This is a genomic window from Streptomyces sp. P9-A4 (assembly GCF_036634195.1).
GTDB lineage: Bacteria > Actinomycetota > Actinomycetes > Streptomycetales > Streptomycetaceae > Streptomyces.
Map to the genome: position 1 here is coordinate 3,693,700 of NZ_JAZIFY010000001.1, position 21,513 is coordinate 3,715,212.

A 21,513-nucleotide genomic window follows, 5' to 3' on the forward strand; every position below is an offset into this window, starting at 1 on the left:
GGCCATGTCCCTGCACTTTCCGCCCGAATGCGCCTGGCTGTTCGCGGCCCTGACCGGCGAGATACCGCCGGACGGCGACGAGGACAAGATGTTCGCCCTCGCCGAGGCGCACAAGGGGCTGCACGGAAAGCTCAAGGGGGACATCCAGAAGCAGGTCGCGGACGCCCTCGGCTACACGAGGAAGAACTTCGACGGCACCGCCGCCGAGATGTACCAGGAGGCGATGAAGGCCTTCCTCGGCGGGCAGGAGGGCCTCGACTACTTCAACTCGGTCACCGACCAGGCCGAGTTGATCGCGAACTTCACCCGCAAGAGCGCCACCCAGCTCCAGTACACCAAGTACATGATCATCGCCCAGCTGGTGGAGCTCCTCGTGGAGGCCGCCGTGGCGGCGGCGCTCTCCTTCTTCTTCGGCGCCTCGATCGCCGCGTACCTCCAGAAGCAGGCCATCGTCAGGCTGATCATCCGCACCCGGCTCGGCCGGCTGCTGGTCGCCCTGCTCATGCACGAGATCATCAACGTCGGCATGGGCGTCGTCATGGACAGCCTCAGCCAGTGGATCCAGCTCAACCAGGGCACCCGTGACGAGTGGGACCACGACCTCACGAAGGCCGCGGCGCTCTCCGGAGCCATCCAGGGCCTCCTGGCCGGCCCCTTCCAGGCACTGGGCAAGCTCTTCAACAAGTTCCTCTCGAACCTGTTCGGCAAGGACGCGGGCAAGCTGCTCGGCAAGGGCCTCGACGACGCGCTGCCCCCGCCGAAGAAGCTCGGCGACGACGTCGCCCCCGTCCCGCCGCCGAAGAACAAGGTGGGCGACGACCTGGCCCCCACCCCGCCGCCGAAGACCAAGCCGGGCGACGACCTCGGTCCGACGCCCCCGCCGAAGTCCAAGCCGGGCGACGACGTCGGTCCCACTCCGCCGCCGAAGTCCAAGCCCGGTGACGACCTCGGCCCCACGCCCCCGCCCAAGAGCAAGCCCGGCGACGGCGAGACCCCTCCGCCGTCCAAGGGCAGCGGCGGCGACGGCCCGAAGACGAAGGGCGGCGACACCCCGCCGCCGCCGAAGTCCTTCGGCCAGGACATGAGCGACATCTTCCGCAAGCACCTCCCCGGCACGGCGGGCCCCCACCCGGAGAAGGCCGCCCGCGACTTCATCAAGGAGGTCGGGGACGCCTTCGAGCGCCGGTTCGGCGGCGCCGAGGCCCGCGACGCGGGCCGGAACTGGGCGCAGACGCTGCTCTCGGAGACCGGCCGCAAGGGGCTGCCCGACGCCCTCGGGGACGCCCTGAAGCCGCTCGCCGGCCAGCTCGACGACAAGGCGATGGACGTCCTGACCAAGGGCACCGCCGACGCGATGGGCTCCAGCATCCTCAAGTCGATGCGCGAGTTCGGCGTCAAGGGCCTGTTCGAGGGCGCCCACGCGGCCGTCTCGGAGGGCACGTACAACCTGATCTTCTCGGAAGAGCACACCTTCAAGACCTCCGGTCTCACCTTCGGCTCCGGCATCGTCGAGGGCCGGATCGGCCACCTCATGGAGACCGGCGGCGAGAAGCTCGGCCTGGGCCTGCGCGGCAAACTGGGCCTGGGCACGCCGGACTTCGGCACCCCCGGGGGCGGGAGCACCGGGGACGGCGGTTCGTCCTCCAGTACGCCGGAGAGCGGCAGCCTCACGTCCGACATGTCCGACCTCGGCCTGGACCAACTCTTCGCCGAGAAGGACGACGAGACGACCACGGACGGGAGCGAGGAACAGGACGCTCCGGGGGCGCCGATCGCCACGACGTCCGGCTCGCCGTCGCCGTCGGGTACGGGGTCGAGTACATCCTCCAGCAGCAGTACGAACACGCAGAGCACGAGCACGAGCACGACTTCGAACCAGAACCAGGGGCAGAACCAGGGCCAGGGGCAGGGGCAGAACCAGAACCAGGGCCAGAATCAGAGCCAGCGGACCGATTCCGAGGCGTCGAACAAGACCGGGAACAACGCGACCGGCCCCGTACAGCCGACGGGCCTCTCCACCGAGAGCAACACGCCCTCGGACACGAACGAGAACGCGGACACGTCCACGGACACGTCCAAGACGGACGACGACACGAACGTCTCCGAGAAGCCGCCCACCATCTCGGCCACGGACACGTCGTCGCCCTCGACCCCGCCGATCTCGCTCGTCTCCGAGACCTCGACCGGGCCCGAGACGGTGACCTTCTCCGAGACGGGGCCCGAGACGGTCGTCACGGAATCCGTCGTCACGGAGTCGGTCAACACGGAGTCGGTCAACACGGAGTCGGTCAGCACGGAGTCCGTGATCACGGAGTCCGTCGTCACCGAGACGGTCGTCACGGAGGCGGTCGTCACGGAGTCCGTCACCGAGACCGTCGTCACGGAAGGCGCACTCGCCCCCTCGCCCGACTCCCTCCTGTTCCCGCCGTCCCAGGCGGACGCGCCACAGACGACGAACAACACGACCACGAACGACACGACCACGAACGGCATCACCACCGCCGACATCACCGCTGAGAACACCGACACCATCACCACCGTCTCCCCCGCGCAGCCCCCGCCCCCGCCTCCGCCGCCGCCCTCGCCGCACCGCCACATCCGTGACTTCGGCGGGCCGAACCACACCGGGATCGGCGGGGTGCAGCTGTCCCCCTTCTCCGACACCGTGGTCACCGATCTGCACGCCCAGGTGCTGGAGACCCTCGGCATCCCGGAGAGCCGCCGGAACGCGGTACGGGAGCAGCTGCGGACGAGCCTCACCTCGCAGTCGCTCGTGGACAACCGGCACATGCTGATGAGCCCCGACGGCCACCGGGTGACGGTCGACGACGACGGGACCACGCGGACGCTCCAGCTGCGGCTGAGCCTCTCCGACCCCCGCGCCTCGCTGATGTCCGACGTACCGGGCGGGCTGCCGCCCCGTAACAACGAGCAGCGTCAGACGGCCACGTTCTCCCAGAGCCGGCAGTCCGGTACGTCCCGCTTTCGCGGTATCTCCGTGCCCGTCTCGACCACGATCCCGGCCAAGCCCTCGCCCGTCGTCACCGGGTACCCCGTGGGCGGCACGTTGAGCCTCACCCGCCAACAGGTGACGACGAGCAGCACGCAGACGGTGAGCGTCAACAGCACGAGCCTGCACCGGAGTTCGGAGGCGACCCACCCGTACCACTACCAGGGTGTGTGGACGCTGAGGGAGTCGGGCAGCGACAACTGGTCCAACCCGGTGGACATGGGCACCGTCACGGCCTGGTTCCCCCACCACCTGGTGGCCGACGAGCCCGCCCCTGCGCGCGTCACTCCCTTCTGGCACGAGCAGAACACGCTGAACGACCACCTCGACGTGACGCCCGTGTGGGCGCTGGACTCGCTCGCCGACCCCGGTGGTCTGCTCCGCGGGGTGAAGGAGCGGTTCGCCACCCGACTCGCCTCGCTGGCACCGGAGTCGCTGAACGAGGTGGAGCAGTTCTTCGGGATCGAGCACCAGCTCGGCGCCCTGCCCCTCCACCGCGTCCGGGAGAGCGGCGGCACCTCCACCCCCGGCACGCCCACCCCCGGCACCATCGACACCAACACCTCCGCCGGCACCTTCTCGCCGGTCCTCGTCGACACGGCGGGCAACGTGCTCGGCATGTTCAGGATCGTCGCCGACGTACGGCCCCCGGAGACGCGGGGGCGGGAGGTCTGGGTCTCCGACAGCTACAACTTCGAGCGGTACGTGGAGCGCCAGACGAAGCAGGACACCCTGCGCAAGATCACGTCCGGCGCCGCCGTCGAGCTCTTCGGCGGCGTCGGCCTCAACTCCGACGCCACTCCGGAGAACAAGGCGCGCCGTGATCTCACCCCCGGCGGGCAGATCGTGTTCAAGGGCGGTCTGGGCTGGCAGAAGGACAACTCCCTGGGCACGGGTGCTGCGCACAGCACCAACCGCAACATGCGGGCTTCCGCGGCGCACGTCCTGTTCCCGGTCCAGGTGGTCCATCACGTGGAGTTCATCGCCGCGGACGGAAGCTCGAACGGGACCGCCGCCATGAACGCGGTGGACGGACGCCTGAGGGCCCTCGGCGAGCCCCCGGCCCGCGTCGGTGACGTGAACCCGGAGACCCTGCCGAACAGCCTCAAGGAACTGCGGGGCATCGGCCTCTCCGTCACACCGCTGCGCCTGCGCGGCGAGGGCCTGACGGCGGTGCTCGACCAGGCGCGGACCTGGCTCGGCGACAACGGCTTCCTCCCGAAGCCGGGGCTCACCACACCGGAGAACGCCCGCGCCCGTATGGACAACCTGCGCACCCTGCGCCTGCTCACGAGCGAGGCGGCGCTGCTGTCCTCCGTCGACGAACTGACGGACGGCGGACTGCGCCTGCCGTTCAGCAGCGTCAGCGTCGACGGACGGGTCCGGCAGGTCGAACTCGTCCTGCACCTGGAGCGCGCGGCCGACAGGGCCATCACCCACCACGCCACGCTCTCGAACGTGTTCGTCTCCAACGCCGGCGGCCTCTCGGACACCAGCAGCAACCAGCGGACGAGCACCCTGGCCGGCAGTCTCGGGGTCAGCGGCGACCTGTCCGTGGGAATCCCCGCCTTCACGACCGCCGTCGGCGGGAAGGCGAGCCCGCAGATCGTCTGGACCGACAGCCCGACCACGGCGCTGGGCCACTCCCAGACCATCCGGACCGGCAACCACGACACGGAGGTCTTCCGCGTCCCGAGCCGGCTGAGGATGGAGTTCCTGGAGAACAACCAGGTGGTCGTGTCGTCACCCCAGCCTCCGCCCCAGACGCAGGTCCAGCCCCAAACGCAGACGCAGACGCAGGTCCAGACCCAGACCCAGACCCAGACGCAGGTCCAGACCGAGACGCAGCCCCAGACCCACACCCAGGTCCAAAACCAGACCCAGACCCAGACCCAGACCACGGTCTCGATACCGCCCCAGACCCCCGCCGACCCCCTGGTGGATCTGGACCTCGCCGTTCCGCAGAGCCGGCTCGGGCGGCCGGACACCATGCCGCCCGTCGGCGGGCCCCCGGTCGTACTCCCGGACGGCGCCCAGGTCGACGTACTCCTGGGCAGTGATGTCCTTCAGCGGGCGCTGAACGAGTTCCTGACCACCGACGGCCGCCCCTCCGACGATCCGAACCAGCTGTCGACGTCCCGCCCGCTGGACCCCGCGATCCAGCAGGGCGTGGGCCTGCCCCGGCACACGGGCGACCTTCGGCCCGCGCCGTCCTCACCGCTCACCCGGCTCGCGGCGATGGCGACGGCCACGCTCCGACAGCTGGGCCTCACCGCGACCCCGGCCCCCCACGTCACCGTTCCGGCCCCGCCCGCCCCGTCCGTCTCCTCCGACCACAGCAGGATCCTGAACCACCAGATCAGCCCGTCCGCACTGCTCGCCAGGGCGCACCAGATGAGCAAGGGCGTGTACGTGGTGGACGGCCTGTTCGTCCCCGGGGCGTTCAGCGGCTCCGAAGCGGTCGTCGAAGTGCACATGGTGATCAGCGATCCCATCAGTCTGGGGGACGCCAAGCAGTTCGGTGAGACGGACCTCGCGGTCGGCGAGGGCGGCAGCCGGCAGAAGAGCACGGCGAAGCTGCCCTGGGAGCTGACCGCGGAGCTGGGCGGCAAGTTCGGTGCGAACCGGCCGCCCGAGGGCAACGCGGCTCCGCTCCCCACCCCTCTGACCGGCGGTTTCGCGGTGAAGGGGGGCTACGGCCAGGGCACGGCGCGGACGACCACGGACACGTCCTCCGTGCAGATCACCCGGGTCGCGGCCGAGAACAGCGCGCAGCACCGCATCCGGGCCAACGTGGAGTTCCACGTGACCGTCCGCCGCGGCAAGAACGGTGTCGGCAGTTCCGCCTCGGCGACCACGACCTCGCTCCCGCCGATCACCGTCCCGGGGGGCATCGAGTTCATCGCCACCACCGAGCAGCTGCGGCGCAGCAACGGGGATCTGTCGCGCCTGGCCGGCCCGCCGACCACCCCTGTCGCGGCGGCGACCGTCCCGCTGCCCGCCCGTTTCGTACGGTACGGAGCGCTGGGAACGGACTCCGTACTCGCGGTGGTCCCGTTCACCCCCACCGCGCAGGCGACGACCCCGCCGAACACCACGAACACCACGACCACCACCGACGACCAGGCGATCACCCAACCCGCCGTCACCCCGGACCCCGTCCCGCCCTCGACGTCCCGGGACGAGTACATCCGGCTCAACACCCTCCTGACCGAGCTGGTCAACCAGCACGCCCCCGGCGCCCTCGACCCCGGCGACTCCCGCCACGTCCCCGGACTCCAGCGCAAGATCGCCGAGTACACGACGACCGCCGCTCTCGCCGAACTCGTCGGCCGCGGCGCGAACCCGGGCACGCGGACGGATACGGATACGGGTACGGAGGCGCGCCCCGGCTCGTCCTCGCTGCCGCCGCTCCGCTTCCCGTACATGGGAGTGTTCGGGACCACCACGCTGACCCTCATCGTCCAGGGCCGGCCGAACCTGACCACCGCCGAGCTGGGCGCGACGCTCGGGCGTCCCGCCTCGGCGGCCACGGAGCTGGAGTTCTACTCCCAGCACCGCCCCCTGGACACCTCGGTGAGCACCGTCCGCACCACGAAGTGGTCCGCCGCCGTGGCCGGGAACCTGAGCGTCCCGACCTCGGGCACGCCCGTGAAGGCCTCGGTCACCCCCGGCGTCGCGGTGTCGCAGGCCACCACCGTCTCCTCGTCGACGGTCGCCGAGGACCGCGCCTGGCAGCGTACGAAGGGCGGCAACGAGTACGACCTGCCGTACCGTTTCACCGCCGTCCTCCAGGCCCCCGGCTTCGTGCCCGGCACGACCGTCACGCACGAGATCAGCGAGCCCGTCCACGCCACGGTCACCCTGCGGCTCGGTGGCGACCAGGCTCCCGCGAGCGATCAGCAGGTCGTGGAGCAGCTTCCTCCGGAGGTCCACTCCTCCGGCCTGCCGCCCGCGATCCACGACCGGCTCTTCAACCAGCACCCGTCCCTGGGGTTCCAGGACACCACCGCCGTCACGGCCGTCACCAACGGCCCCCAGCTCCAGCAGGCCGTCAACGAGGTCGCGCCCGGACTGCTCGGCCCCCTCCGGCAGGACGGACCGGTCCCGGAGGCCCTCGCGACCCTCCTCACGGACGCCTTCCGCAAGGGCGTCTCCCGCATCGGCCCCACCGGAGCGGCCGCCACCCTCGGCGGTACGGTCACCGGCGGCCGGCAGCAGGTCGACGTCCGGCTCCGGATGAGCAATCCGCGCTTCGTCGACGACACCCGGGGCATGGTGATGGACCAGGCCCGTGTCACGGGCACGACCACCGCGACGTCCTCGGCGACCTCCCGTACCGTCTCCGCGCCGCTCGCCGTCTCCGGCCAGGTCAAACTGCAGAACCTCAAGCCCCCGGTCGACCTGGGCCTCGGCGTGACCGTGCCGACCGTGCACTACCAGTCGATCCCCGGCGGGCAGGGCAGCGGAGTCGGTACGACGGCACGCCTCTGGACCAAGATCGGGACGGCCGGACTGCCGGGAGCGACCACCGGTCTGAAGACCCACGAGGTCGAGGTGGACACGCTCGTCACGGTGACCAACCCCGAGGGCGAGACCCGTCAGGTCACCGGTACGGCGATCGTCCGCGTACCCGAGCAGGCGCTGCTCGGACTCGGCATCCTGAACCAGGCGGACCTGGCCGAAGGCGTCTGGGACATGTCCGCCCCCACCGACGAGGCGTTGATCACGCTGATCGGCGCATCGCTCCAGAATTCGGCGGTCGCCCCTCAGCTCTGGCTGCACCCGGACACGAGGCCGAACCCCGGGGAAACCCGCGCGGAGGCGAACGCCCTGGCCCGGCGGATCGCCGTCGACCACCAGCGCACCGTGCACCTGGTCATCCAGGAGGACAACGGCCCGCAGGTGACGACGTACGACCCGGACGGCAACCAGGTGGTCCCGCCGGTGATCGCCCCGAACGAGCCGACGACGACCACGACCACGGTCCCGAACACGAACACGAACACCAATACGGCCCCGGCGACGACATCGCCCGTGAACACCTCCGCCGCCCCGACGACCGAGAACACCACGGACACCACGAACACCACGGACACCGACGAGGCCGCCCCCCAGCCCCCTCCCCGCCAGAGGGGACAGCTGGTCGAGAACCCCGTACGCCTCGACGAGCTGCGTTCCTTCCACGGTACGAAGACCGCCGCGGTGCACACCGAGCGCTTCGACCCCAAGCTGCGCCAGCTCCAACCGCAGCCCGGCCGCCTCGACGGCTCCATGACGCTCATCCGCAACCATGTGCGCCGCGAGCAGCTCGCGGACGGCCGGACCGTGCGCCGCTTCTTCGTCACGCTGCCCTTCAAGCTCACCGACGGCCTCACCGAGGCCGACCTCCGCGCCCACCAGGACCGGATGCAGAAGGTCCTGGACACCCACGTCAACCGCGGCTACCGACTGCCCGGTTCCGGCGACCAGTTGCACGTCACCGCCGAGTTCGTCCACTCCCCGGCGCACGGCGAGGCCGTCACCCTCTCCCGTACGCCGTCACCGGGCCGCGCCGACCAACTCCACTGGGACGTACGGGACAACGACGCCACCGTCACCCACGAGCTGCTCCACTACCTGGGCCTGGCCGACGAGTACTCGGACGCCGACTCCCAGGACCCGCACCTCTTCCGCCGCAACGACCGGGCGAGCGGGGTACGGACCGAGGGCCTGATGGTCCGGACCCGCGAGGAGAACCTGCGGGAGCTGCCCGAGGACTACCTCGCGACGATCGAGCGGGTCAGCGACAACGCGGTCGTCCCGCTCCACACGACCACCGTCCCCACGCCCCGGGACGACAGCCGTCTCTCCCCCGACCAGCGGGTGGACGGGACGACGAACCAGGCTCCGGAGGACGGTACGGAGACGCCCACCACGCAGCACACGGTGGACGAGTCCAAGGTCACGTACCTCAAGCAGCCGTACTACGCCTCCGGCGACCAGTTCGGCATCGCCGCCGCCCTCATCGCCGACGAGAACCTGCACGTGGTCCTCATCTACGGCAAGGAGGGCGACACCGCCCCGCTCACGCCCAAGGAGCAGGAGCAGCTCGACAAGGAACGGGCGACCGCGGAGAAGGTGAAGGCGTTCTACGACGCCTCGAACCTCAGGGGCCGTTCCGAGGTCATGAGTGCCGCCGAGGCGAAGACCCGGTTCGACGCCTTCATCGCGAACCAGAACCTGACCGCCAGGACGAAGAAGGAACGCATTCTCGGCGTCGGCGATGCCACGCAGCGCATCGGCAGGTCCTTCAGCTCCGACCTCCGTACGAAGATCCTGAACGCGTGGGACCTCACGCCGGAGAAGGCGCCGAATCCCGCCATCGAGAATTGGCTCGCCGGGCACAACATCCGCCTGGACCAAGGGGACAAGGTCGCGGTCCTGTGGTCCCGCTTCAGCGGCAAGAAGGGCGAGGTGCACATCGAGCACGACACCAGCTATTTCGGTGTCGCGCAGATCATCGCGGGTCTCGGGGACATGAAGGCCGTCATCGTCGTGGGCGACTCCGGCTATCCGGAACCGGTGGAACGCGACGCTTCGGGTGAACCCCTACCGAAGCCGGTGGAACTCGACGATTCCGGCCTGCCCAAGCCGAAGCCCCAACCGAAATACCAGGCGATAGCCGATTACTTCAACAAGGGTGAACTTCCGGGCCAGAACGGCACGGAGACGAACATCCGGACCGAGGGGTTCACGGCCCAGGTCGCGGACCTCACGGAGTTCTGGAACGACCCGAAGACGGCGGCGTGGAAGGGCAACACCCGTACGGGTCAGTTCCGGCTCTTCCATTACCTCCACCACCACGCCGAGACCCGCCACCTCGGTTTCCGCAGCGGAAACCTGGAGGCGATGGCGCTCATGGGCTTCGAGGTCCGCTACCTCGAAGAGCCCAACAGCGAAATGGGCGGCGACCGGATGACCGTCTGGCACGAGGTCCCGGGGCAGACCACACCGACATCGGTCGGCGGCGGCCTGCCGCCGGGTTACGAACGCCTCATCGTCACCCATTCCCCGACCCGCTCGGGCCAGTACCAGAAGGACCTGTCGCTGGACGTCCGGAAGGACGAGCAGAAGCACGCGGCATGGCACGAGGCCCCGCGGCACGAGGACCTGAAGAAGCTCACCGCGGAGGACGGCCGGGAGACCTCCCGGCCCAAGGGCTTCACGGACGAGGACCTGGCCAACATCGACGGGTACCTCCGGCACGGCGACCCCGGCCACGGCCTCAGCACCGAGCTGAGGAACACGGTCACCGACATCGCCGACCGCGCGAAGCGGGCGCTGGACGAGATCAACCGGACGACGAAGGAGCTCGCGTCCACCAACACGAACATCGGCAAGAAGGGCCCGCTCCCCCAGCTCGTCAGGCGACAGGGCGTCCTGACCACGACGCTGAGCACGGCGAACACGGCATTCGACACCGCCAAGCAGGACTTCGCCCAGCTCTTCGCCCAGGACTCCCCGCACGAGCCCCTCGCCGTCCTACGGGCTCGCAACATCCACGCCCAGTACGTGGCCCACCTGCTCACACCTCCGACGGAACAGACGGAGACCACGGAACAGACCGAGACCACGGAACAGCCGGAGCAGCCGGAGACCACGGAACACACCGAGCCCACGCAGCACACAGAGCCCAGGGAACAGCCGAACGACGCCGACAACGCGAACGCCCGCCTGAGCCCGGACGAGCAGTTCGACGGCGAGAGCAGCAAGGCCCCCAACACCCCGGCCGCCCCACCCGCCCCGCCGGCCACCACCATCTACGAGAACGACCTCTTCACGGCTCTCACGACGAACATCGACGCGGACCACCAGACGCTCTCGCCCGACGCGTACCGCGCCCGCGTGAGCGAGAGCATCGCGCGCGGGGACCGGATCTCCTACGTCGTGAACGCGATCGTCGATTTCGGAACGATCACCAGTGGCACCCATCTCCAGGACTTCGTCGCCTCGGTGCACGAGAACCTCCCCGAGGAAATGCGGAACCGGGTCGCGATCGTCGTCGGAGTGAACGACCGGAGATTCGACGGCGTCGATGCCGTCGAGATCGTGAATATGAGGCGCACGATCGCCGAGCGCGTCGCGGCCATCCAATCCCCGGTCGCACTCGCCGTGGTCACCACGCCCCTGAGGCAGCGGGCGGAGAACGCCGCCTTCCCTCACGGGGAGGCCCGTAACGCGACCCTGAGGAGCGCGGCCACCCGGGGTGCGATCGGCGGTCTGCTCGCGAACTCCACCCACCCGTATGTGTCGTTCATGGATTTCGACAACTATCCGCACACGACTCCCCGCGACCGACACGTCTTCGCGTACTTCGACGAACGGCTCGAGTTCCGGACTCAGGAGACCATCGACCCACGCGACGTCACCGCACCCCTGCGTCCCTTGCTCATCGCCGGCGGATACCGCATTCCCGCCGAGGGAGACCCCCGCCGCGGCATTCTGGCCGACGAGACGAGGAGCAGGTGGGAAGCCCACAACAGGAAGGCAGAGAGCCAGGCGGCACAGAAGTCGAAGGGCCGGAAGAAGAACGACCAGCTCCCCCTCGGCCCGGTCCCGACCGATGTCGACGAGACGGTGACCGCGTTCGAGGACGAGATTCAGCACGATATGCGGGTACGGGAAAGAATGGGCGGCATAGCCACGTTCATCCCCTATTCGCCCGAGCCGAATCTCTTCGTCGACGCCCTGGCGACGCTGCTGATCCCCGAAGGCGACCGCCCCCCGGTCGAGTTCAGCGAGCAGGGCCCGGAGTTCAACGGCCTCGCGGACAGCCTGATGAGCCTCGCGTCCTGGGAGATCACACAGGACGAACCCGTACCGCCCCCGGCGCCTCCGCGGCCCCCGACGACCGCCGAGGAGGCCGAGAAGGCCAGGGTCGCGGCCCAGGAACGCCTCGCGCTCGCCGCGGAGACCCTGCGCCCCGCCGTACGCGGAACGGCCTTCTTCACGGAGTACCAGCGGGCCGCCACCCAGACCGACCTGTCCCGCCTCTACTTCGGCATGCTCTCGTCCCGGCAGACCACCGCGGCCAAGAACGGAATCACCGATCTGAGTCAGGTGCCCCGGCACGAACTCCGGATACCCCAGAGCCACATCAACCCCACCCCGTACGGAAAGCTCTTCAACGAGACGGACAACAGGGCCAAGGGCGAGAAGTACGGGCACCTCGCTGACCTGCAGAACAACGGGAGCCTCCTCCACGCCGACTTCACGGCCGACGATCCGTGGGGAAGGGTTCCCCAGGAGAGCCCCGTCCGCGACGCGAGGGCCCTCCTGAACTCCTTCACGTCGATGTCCCTCCTGAACAGGGTGTCGCACACGCCCGTCCCCGGCGGACCGGTCTTCGGCCTGCAGACGAACGACAACCAAACGTCCCTGCACGCCATGAACCTCCTGTACGCCACCGATCACGGCGTCATCCAGCGCACCTTCCACGAGATCGCGGAGACCTACCTCTCCCCGAGCGTCGAACCGGCCGTCCACCAGCCGCTGACCGCCCGCCCGGGGTCGTTCTTCGCGGCACTCACCGAGGCGTTCACCGGGAGATCCACGTTCGACGCACCGGCGACCCCGCAGAACCAAGCCCCGGTCGACCCTCTTGTACGACAGGTCCCGGTCGACCCTCTCGTACGGCAGATGCTCACCGTCATCCACCGGAACAACCTCACCACCGCCGCGGCCCGGGAGCTCGTCGCGAACGCGGCGGCGAACGGGCTGACCGTGGCGAACCTCTCCACCCGCCTCTTCACCGGGCGCATCCACCCGATGTCCCACACCCTCGACGACTACCGGGGCACGACGCCCCCGGCCCTCTTCGGCATCGACCCCTCCGCGCGACACCTGCTGAACCTCTACGCGGGCGGCTTCGGACGCACCCTGGAGGTCACGGCCCCCGACGGAACGCGGCATCGGTTCGGCGAGGACAACACCTCCGCCCAGCCCATTCAGGTCCGGTGGGTGGCGGGCGAGGGCTGGCGCGCCGCCGCGACGCTGCCTCCGGGCACGCGCACCCTCATGCCGCCGGCGCACGATCCGCACGCCCCCCTCAGCTCCTCGTCGCGACCCCCCGCCCCGCCGACGGGCACCCAGACCCCGAGCACCCAGACGCCGAGGAACCAGACCCCGAGGAACCAGACCCCGAGCACTCAGACGCCGAGCACTCAGACGCCGAGGAACCAGGCGGCCCCGGGCAACCAGCCTCCGAGGAAGCAGACCCAGAGCGCGAACACCCCCCGGAACAACTCGCCCCGCAACCCGCCCCCCAACACGGGCGGCAACAACCGTGGCGGTGGCAGCGGCAGTTCCGGCCTGGCCGACTCCGCCTTCAACCGGCTCTCCGGCAACGGCAACAACAGCGGCAGCAGCAACAACCGGCCGAACACCCCCAACAGGCGCCCGAACAACTCCAATAACAACCCCAATATCCCCAACCCGAACTCCACCCCGAACAGGCCGAACAACCCCAACAGGCCCAACAGGCCCAACAACTCCGGCCAGTCCGGCGGAGGGCATTCCCGTCCGGACAAGTCCTCATGATCGAATCGGGGCGACCGAACAGGGGAGGGCACGTGCGACAGGGTGACGACGACCGGGCGGAGAGAGCCTCGGACGGGGGCAGGTCCAGGCGGCTGCTACGGCGGTTCAGCCGCCACCGCGGCACCCCCGCACCGGCCGGTACGGCTCCGGCGACCGTCCCCGCCACCGAAGCCAACGAACCGGCACCGGCCGTGGCCCCGGCACCGCGCACGGTCCGCGACGACTTCCCCCACCGCCACCTCCTGCGTTCCTCGGAGGCCCCGGACTCGCCCGTCCGCGCCCTCGTACAGGCGCTGCCCGCCGACCCCCGGCGGCCCGTCGTGGTGGTCGACGTACCGCAGTCCGCCGCGGGCAACCTCGGTGAGGAACTGGGTTCCCTGCTGGCCCGGTTGCGCGAGGACGAGCCGCTCTCCCTGCGCCTCGTGCTGTCCGGCGCCGCCGCCCCGGCCGGAGAGGACGGGCCGCTGGCCCAGCGCCTCGCCGATGCCTGGGACGTGACCCTGGAGGCCCCGGACGCCCCCGCCGTCCTCGCTCCCGGCGGCCTGCTCTACGTCACGGAACCCGCCACTCCCGGCGGCGGCTGGTGGCGCTTCGTACCGGGGGAGGCCCCCGAACCCCTCGGCACCCGGCTGCCCGCACCCCGCTGGCAGCGCGCCCTGACCCGGGTTCCGCTGGGCCCGGTCGGGGCCGGTGTCGTACGGGCCGTCCCGGCCGGGCTCGCGCTCGGCCCGGCGGACGCCGCCGCACCGCGCCCCGACGGACCGGCGTACGCCGTCGCCGTCGACCCCGAGCGGCCGGCCGTACTGCTCGGCACCCCGCGCGCGGACCCGGTCGCGGCCGAGGACCTGGCGACGCTGCTCGCCTCGCTGCCCTCCGAGATCCGTCGCGCCCTGCGGCTCGTACCGGCGGACGGGCGGGACGCGACCGCGCTGGCCGAGGAGGTGTGCGACCTCCTCGGCGCGGAACTGGAGGTGACCCTGGGCCTCCCGCTCACCTCCGAGACGGAGAAGGCGGAAACGGAAGACGGACCGGAAGCGGAAGCGGAGGAACAGGAGCCGGATCGGAGACCGGCCGAATCCGTACGACTGCTCTCCCCCGAGGGCGAGTTCACCTGGCCGGCGCCGCTCGCCTCCCTCCTCTGCTCCCCGACCGGAGACGACGGCTCCCGCCCGTCTCCTCGCCCGACCGCCTGGAACCTCCCGGCATCGGCGGGCACACCCGGCCCGGTACCGGCGACCCTCCGGCTCCCCTCCGGTGGGTGGGCGGTGGCCGTGCGTTCGGGCCTCTGGATCGGTGCCACGCACGTGCCGCCGTCCGCCGTACGGGACAGGGCGGGCGAACCGCGTGCCCTACGGGTGGAGGTGGCGGCCGAGTGCCTGGCCGAGGAAGCGGTCCGCGAGGCGACCCTGCGGGACCTGTCGGCCCTCCTCGCCACCCTCGAACCGGCGGCCCGCGCGCATGCCGAACTCGCCGTCTCCGAGGAGGCGGAACCGGAAGCGTCAGCGGCACTGCGCCGGTTCGCGGTCCGTACGGGCCTGCCCCTGGCGGCCACCCCCAGAACGGCAACCGCTCCGAAAGCAGAACGGGAACCGGAACCGAACCCTGAACAAGAACCGGAACCGGAACCGGAACGGGAGCCGGAACCCGTAACCCCGGCGTCGGCCCCAACCCCGACCCCGACCCCGACCCCGTCCCCATCCCCGCCCGCGTCCGCGTCCGCGGCGCAGCCCGCAGAACCCGAACCGACCCGCACGCCGCCCCCGCCGGCCCCGACACCCCCTGCCCCGAAGCCCCCCACCCCGGCACCCACCACCCCAGCACTCCGCCCTCCGGTGCTCCGCGCCCCGGTGCGCCGTGCTCCCGAAGGGTTCAGCGGTGAGGCGGACCGGCGGGCGTTCCGGGAACTGGCGGCGGCCGTCTGGGAGGAGCACAGCGGCCCCGTAGGGCAGGCGCTGATCAGGATGCCGGCGCTGCGCGGGTCGGGGGAGGACGCGGTGCGGGCCGACCTGATCGCCGTGAGGCTGTACCTCGCGTCGTCGCCCGAGGACCCGTTCGGTGCCCGCGCGCTCGCCGAGGGGGCGGAGGCGCTGCGCCCGTACGCCGCCTGCCTGGCCTCCGGGCTGCGGCGCCTGCCCGCCTTGCGGGGCACGCTGGTCCGCGCCGTGGCGGAGCCGTCCGTACCGGACGAGGTGGTGCCGGGTGCGGTGCTGGTGTGCGACGCCCCGCTGGACGTGGTGCACCTGGAGACGCCGGACGCGCCCGTACCACCCCTGTCCCATGTCCGCTATGCCGTACGGCCGATGACCGCCCGGCGTACGGCGGTGCTGTCCCGTGACGGGAACGGCGCGCAGGCGCTCTTCGCCGCGGGGACGGCGTTCGCCGTCGTCGCCCGCCACGAGGCGGACGGCGAGCTGCCCGCCCGGGTGCTGCTCGCCGAACTCCCGGCGGACGCGGGCAGGTTCCGCGAGCCGTCCCCCGAAGCCCTGGAACGGCTGGACGCGGCGGCCCGCCGGTCCGGCACCGCGCCCTGGCCGGACCGGTGCACCGGCCCGTTCCTCCACGTCCCGCAGGCGCTCTGAGTGGGTGCCCCACAAGGCTCTTCCCCCGTCGAGAAAGGCAGACCAGCCATGGCAAGCAGAGAGTCCACCCCGGCAGCGGAGAGCACCGGGGACTCTTCGGTGCGACGCGCGGCGGCGCTCGCCGTCCTGAGCGAGGAACCGTCGGCGGGCCTGTTCCCGGCGACGGCGGAAGCGGTGTCCACCACGGCCGCCACGGCCGCCACGGCCACGGCCACGGCCACGGCCACGGCCACAGCGACGGCGGAAGCCACCGCGACGGCACCCGCCCCGACCCCCGCGCCGAGCGAGCCGAAGGCAGAAGCGGAAGCAAAGCCAGAAGCAGAAGCGGAACGGGAACCGGAACCGGAAACCACCCCGGCGCCCCCGGCGGCCATCGCCACCCCCGCAGCCGCGACGACCGCCGCAACCACCGCAGCCGCGACCGCAACCTCCGCAGCCGCAGTCACAGCCGCCACGGCTGCCACCACCGCCACCAGAACCACCACCGCGACGACCGCAACCGCGGCCACCCGAGCAACCCCCTCCACCCCGTCCTCCGGCACCGGCACCGCCTCCGCCACTCCTCCCCTCGGCCGCCCCAACAAGCCGATGATCGCGGCCGCCGTCCTCGGCGGTCTGGTCCTGATCGGGGTGCCCTTCCTCGTCTCGGGCCCCGACGACAAGCCGCGCTCCTCGGCCGCCGCAGCCCCTCCGGGCAGCTCGATGCACCCCGGGGGCCCCGGGCCCGGGATCGTCCCCAGCGAGCAGCAGCTCGCCGCTCCGGGCACGGACCGGGGCAAGGGCAAGAGCGGGGCGCCGGTGAAGGGTCCGGGGCCCGATGGCGGCACGGGCAAGGGGCTGGGCCCGATCGGCGGGATCCACGAGCCCGGCACGGGCGTGACGTACGGGAACGGCGGCTCGGGCACGTCCCAGGGCCCGCGGTCCCCGGGCGCGGGCAGGCAGACGGCGCCTCCGGCCGCGGGCGGCGGCACCGGGGGGACCGCGGGCACCCAGGGCGGCGGCGGGACGAAGGCGACGACTCCGCCGGCCACGAAGGCGCCCCCGAAGAACCAGCCGGTGGCACCGCCGCCGGCGACGAGCGCACCCAAGCCGGTCACGTACGCGCATCTGATCGGCCCCGGCTGCGAGACGCCGGGCTTCGCGGTCGGGGACATGTACACCGACGGCAAGGAAGGCTGGGTGACCAACCGCGGGGGCACGACCTCGTACGGCTGCAGCGGTTTCTTCTACAGCATGCCGATGTCGGGCAGCTCGCGCTCGGACGGCATCTGGGCGCAGTGGAAGTTCACGACCGGCTCGGTGACGAAGGGCACGTGCGCGGTGCAGGTGTTCATACCGAACGTGCGGGACATGGCGTACGTGGGCGGCACCCCGGCGCACTACACGGTCTACCGGGCCTTCACGCAGAGCTCGACGAACAACATCGGGAGCTTCGAGATCAACCAGCCCTCGCACCTGGGCCAGTGGGTCTCTGCGGGCCGGTTCCCGGTCTCGAACAACAAGATCTCCGTCGTCCTGGACAACCGCGGCAACGGCGCGGACAACCGCCACGCGGCAGCGGCCCCGGTCCGCGTCGACTGCACGGCCTCCTGACCGAACCACCGACCCCGCCGCTCTTCCACCCCGAGGAGCGGCGGGCCTCTGTGTACTACCTCACACCGAGGCCGCACCCAAGCACCCCACCCCGGCCCACCCCGGAAAACCGAAGAAGGCCGACACCGTCTTCACGGTGCCGACCTTCTCATCGGTACTACTGGAGCGATGCTCCTGGTGCGCGAGGGGGGAGTTGAACCCCCACGCCCTTTCGGGCACTGGAACCTGAATCCAGCGCGTCTGCCTATTCCGCCACCCGCGCATTGGGTGTGCTCCGGGCTCCCTCACCTTTAGGTGTGAGCGCCTGGCGACATCAGAAGATTAGCACGTCGCAGACCGTGGATTCACATCCGTTGTTTCGGCTCCGCTCGCGCAGAACAAGGTGAGGAGGGGGAGGGAGACGGACCCTCCCCGGACCGCCCGGACCGTCCCGAACCGACCCCCGACCCACCCCCGACCGACCCCGAACCGACCCCCGACCGACTCCACGGACGCCACCTCTCTCCCGATCTCTCCAGCCGGGTGCGGGACACTGTCCACAGGCCGCCTCTACGATCCGTGGGGAACGCCTGTGAGAGGTGACACTCGTCCACAGGGCAGAGAAGGGGAACCAGCCGATTTCCCGACGCGTGGATACGATCAGTAAGCAGTACCAGGACCACAACGACCGAGGAGGTGCCCCATGGGAGTCATGAAGCGTTTCGAGCAGCGTCTCGAAGGTCTGGTCAACGGCACCTTCGCCAAGGTCTTCAAGTCCGAGGTCCAGCCGGTCGAGATCGCCGGCGCGCTCCAGCGCGAGTGCGACAACAACGCGCAGATCTGGAACCGCGAGCGGACCGTCGTCCCGAACGACTTCATCGTGGAGCTGAGCGCACCGGACTACGAGCGCCTCAGCCCCTACTCGGGCCAGCTGGGCGACGAGCTCGCCGGCCTGGTCAGGGACTACGCGAAGCAGCAGCGGTACACCTTCATGGGCCCGATCAAGGTCCACCTGGAGAAGGCCGAGGACCTCGACACCGGCCTGTACCGCGTCCGCAGCCGCACGCTGGCGTCGAGTACGTCACAGCCGCAGCAGCCCGCGGGCGGCCGGCAGCAGCCCGCTCAGCCCCAGCAGCAGCAGGGCCCGGGCCAGGGCCGCGGCGGTTACGGGTACCCCCCGGCCGGCGCCCCGCCCATGCCCGCGGCTCCGCCTCCCGGCGCCACCGGCCACCGGCCGGCGGCAGGGGCCCCCGGCCCCGCCACACACGGCGGGGCGGGCACTCAGCCGCGCCGCTGGATCGAGATCAACGGCACCCGCCACCAGATCTCGCGCCCGACCCTGGTCCTCGGCCGCAGCACCGACGCGGACGTGAGGATCGACGATCCCGGCGTCTCCCGCCGGCACTGCGAGATCCGGACCGGAACGCCCTCGACGATCCAGGATCTGGGATCCACCAACGGCATCGTGGTGGACGGGCAGCACACCACCCGCGCTACGCTCCGCGACGGCTCGCGGATCGTCGTGGGCAGCACCACCATCGTTTACCGGCAAGCCGAAGGGTGAAGCGGGGGCAATGTCAGAGCTGACCCTGACGGTCATGCGGTTGGGTTTCCTGGCCGTTCTGTGGCTGTTCGTCATCGTGGCCGTCCAGGTCATCCGCAGCGACCTCTTCGGTACGCGGGTCACCCAGCGCGGTTCGCGGCGCCAGGAGGCGCGACCTCAGCAGCAGACGGCGCGGCAGACCGCCGCGCCACCACAGCAGCGCGGCCAGCAGAGCGCGGGCGGCGGGCGGCAGCGCCGTGGCGCCCCGACCAAGCTGGTCGTCTCCGAGGGCACCCTCACCGGCACGACCGTCGCCCTCCAGGGGCAGACGATCACGCTGGGCCGGGCGCACGACTCGACGATCGTCCTCGACGACGACTACGCCTCCAGCAGGCACGCCAGGATCTACCCGGACCGGGACGGCCAGTGGATCGTCGAGGATCTCGGGTCCACCAACGGCACGTATCTCGACCGGACCCGCCTCACCACCGCGACACCGATTCCGCTGGGCGCGCCGATCCGCATCGGCAAGACCGTCATCGAGCTGCGGAAGTAGTGCTACATCATGAATAGGCGCGAACGGAGCGAGCGAGTCGGGACGGTCCCCGCGACAGGCCGTGCCGCGCTCCTGGCCGGAGCGATTGAAGCGACCGGTGTGACCGGAGCGACCGGAGGGTGGGCAGTGTGGGTCGAGACCGGCCGTACCCCGATGCGGCGTCGACAGGGCAGGTGCGCATGACTCTGTCCCTGCGATTCGCCGCGGGCTCGCACAAGGGCATGATCCGCGAGGGCAACGAGGACTCGGGCTACGCCGGTCCCCGGCTGCTCGCCATCGCCGACGGCATGGGCGGCCAGGCCGCCGGTGAGGTCGCCTCCTCGGAGGTGATCTCCACCCTCGTCACGCTCGACGACGACGTCCCGGGCTCCGACATCCTCACCTCGCTCGGTACGGCGGTGCAGCGCGCCAACGACCAGCTCCGGATGATGGTCGAGGAGGACCCGCAGCTGGAGGGCATGGGCACCACGCTCACCGCTCTGCTGTGGACGGGCCAGCGGCTCGGCCTGGTGCACGTCGGCGACTCCCGCGCGTACCTGCTCCGTGACGGCGTCCTGACGCAGATCACGCAGGACCACACCTGGGTGCAGCGCCTCGTCGACGAGGGCCGGATCACCGAGGAAGAGGCCACCACCCACCCGCAGCGTTCGCTCCTGATGCGCGCGCTCGGCAGCGGCGACCACGTCGAACCCGACCTCTCCATCCGCGAGGTCAGGGCCGGCGACCGCTATCTGATCTGCTCCGACGGACTGTCCGGCGTGGTCTCGCACCAGACGCTCGAGGACACCCTCGCCAGCTACCAGGGCCCGCAGGAGACCGTGCAGGAGCTGATCCAGCTCGCACTGCGCGGCGGCGGCCCCGACAACATCACGGTGATCGTCGCCGACGTCCTCGACGTCGACGGCGGCGACACCCTCGCCGGCCACCTCAGCGACATCCCGGTCATCGTGGGCGCCGTCGCGGAGAACCAGGCCCAGCTGAACGACGGCGGGGCCATGCAGACCCCGGCCGGCCGCGCCTCCGGGCTCGGTCGTACGGCTCCGCACCAGCAGCCGCCCGCCGGCGGCTTCGGCCCGCCCGGCAGCGGTGACGGCCACGGCTACGGCGGCATGCCCCCGCAGGGCTCGTTCGAGTCGTACACGGACGACGACTTCGAGAAGCCGCGGACCGGCCGCAAGTGGCTCAAGCGCTCCTTCCTGCTCGTCCTCGTCCTCGCGGTCGTCGGCGGCGGGCTGTACGGCGGCTGGCGCTGGACGCAGAAGCAGTACTTCGTCGGTTCCAAGGACCAGCACGTGGCGCTCTACCAGGGCATCAGCCAGGACCTGGCGTGGATCTCACTGTCGAAGGTCGAGAAGGACCACCCCGAGATCGAACTCAAGTACCTCCCCGCGTACCAGCGGAAGCAGGTCGAGGACACGATCACCGGCGGCAGCCTCGGCAAGGCCGAGACGAAGATCTCCGAGCTGGCCCTCCAGGCCTCGGCGTGCAAGAAGACCGAGCAGCGCCGTGCCGCCGCCGAGAAGGCAGCCGACCAGGCGAGCAAGCCGCCGGCCCAGAAGCCGGACGGCACCGCCACCCCTGACTCCAAGCCCACCACAGCCGCTCCGTCGCCGGGTCCCGCCCTCACCGCGGAGGAGCAGAAGCTGGCCTCGAACTGCGGCAAGCAGTAAGC

6 protein-coding genes and 1 tRNA gene are annotated in these 21,513 nt (G+C 71.0%); 6 read left to right on the forward strand and 1 reads right to left on the reverse strand.

Features of this window, described 5'->3' with window-relative positions; genetic code table 11:
- Positions 1 to 4 precede the first annotated feature (4 nt).
- From V4Y03_RS16520 to V4Y03_RS16530, 3 genes are read left to right on the forward strand one after another with little or no spacing between them, the layout of a single operon-like run.
- On the forward strand, positions 5 to 13,591 hold the full coding sequence (locus tag V4Y03_RS16520) for a WXG100-like domain-containing protein (protein WP_332435420.1): 13,587 nt from the start codon (positions 5 to 7) through the stop codon (positions 13,589 to 13,591).
- A 32-nt stretch (positions 13,592 to 13,623) separates the two neighbouring features.
- Positions 13,624 to 16,170 (forward strand): hypothetical protein, encoded by a 2,547-nt coding sequence (locus V4Y03_RS16525; RefSeq protein WP_332435421.1) that lies wholly within the window; start codon positions 13,624 to 13,626, stop codon positions 16,168 to 16,170.
- Between the two features lie 48 nt (positions 16,171 to 16,218).
- A complete protein-coding gene (locus V4Y03_RS16530; protein ID WP_332435422.1) occupies positions 16,219 to 17,763 on the forward strand; it encodes a hypothetical protein in 1,545 nt (514 codons plus the stop codon).
- Positions 17,764 to 17,938: 175 nt separating this feature from the next.
- Here V4Y03_RS16530 and V4Y03_RS16535 read toward each other — a convergent pair.
- Positions 17,939 to 18,025: transfer RNA gene (locus V4Y03_RS16535), tRNA-Leu, on the reverse strand.
- Between the two features lie 420 nt (positions 18,026 to 18,445).
- Between V4Y03_RS16535 and V4Y03_RS16540 the strand changes: the two genes are divergently transcribed.
- The 3 genes from V4Y03_RS16540 (at position 18,446) to V4Y03_RS16550 (ending at position 21,511) form a co-directional block, all read left to right on the forward strand.
- The gene (locus tag V4Y03_RS16540) at positions 18,446 to 19,306 is read left to right on the forward strand and encodes a DUF3662 and FHA domain-containing protein (protein ID WP_332435423.1); all 861 of its coding nucleotides are present in this window, start codon (positions 18,446 to 18,448) and stop codon (positions 19,304 to 19,306) included.
- 10 nt (positions 19,307 to 19,316) lie between these two features.
- Positions 19,317 to 19,841 (forward strand): FHA domain-containing protein FhaB/FipA, encoded by a 525-nt coding sequence (locus V4Y03_RS16545; protein ID WP_317875425.1) that lies wholly within the window; start codon positions 19,317 to 19,319, stop codon positions 19,839 to 19,841.
- A gap of 179 nt (positions 19,842 to 20,020) precedes the next feature.
- Positions 20,021 to 21,511, forward strand: a complete 1,491-nt coding sequence (locus V4Y03_RS16550) for a Stp1/IreP family PP2C-type Ser/Thr phosphatase (protein ID WP_317875424.1) — start codon at positions 20,021 to 20,023, stop codon at positions 21,509 to 21,511.
- The last annotated feature ends 2 nt before the right edge of the window (positions 21,512 to 21,513 follow it).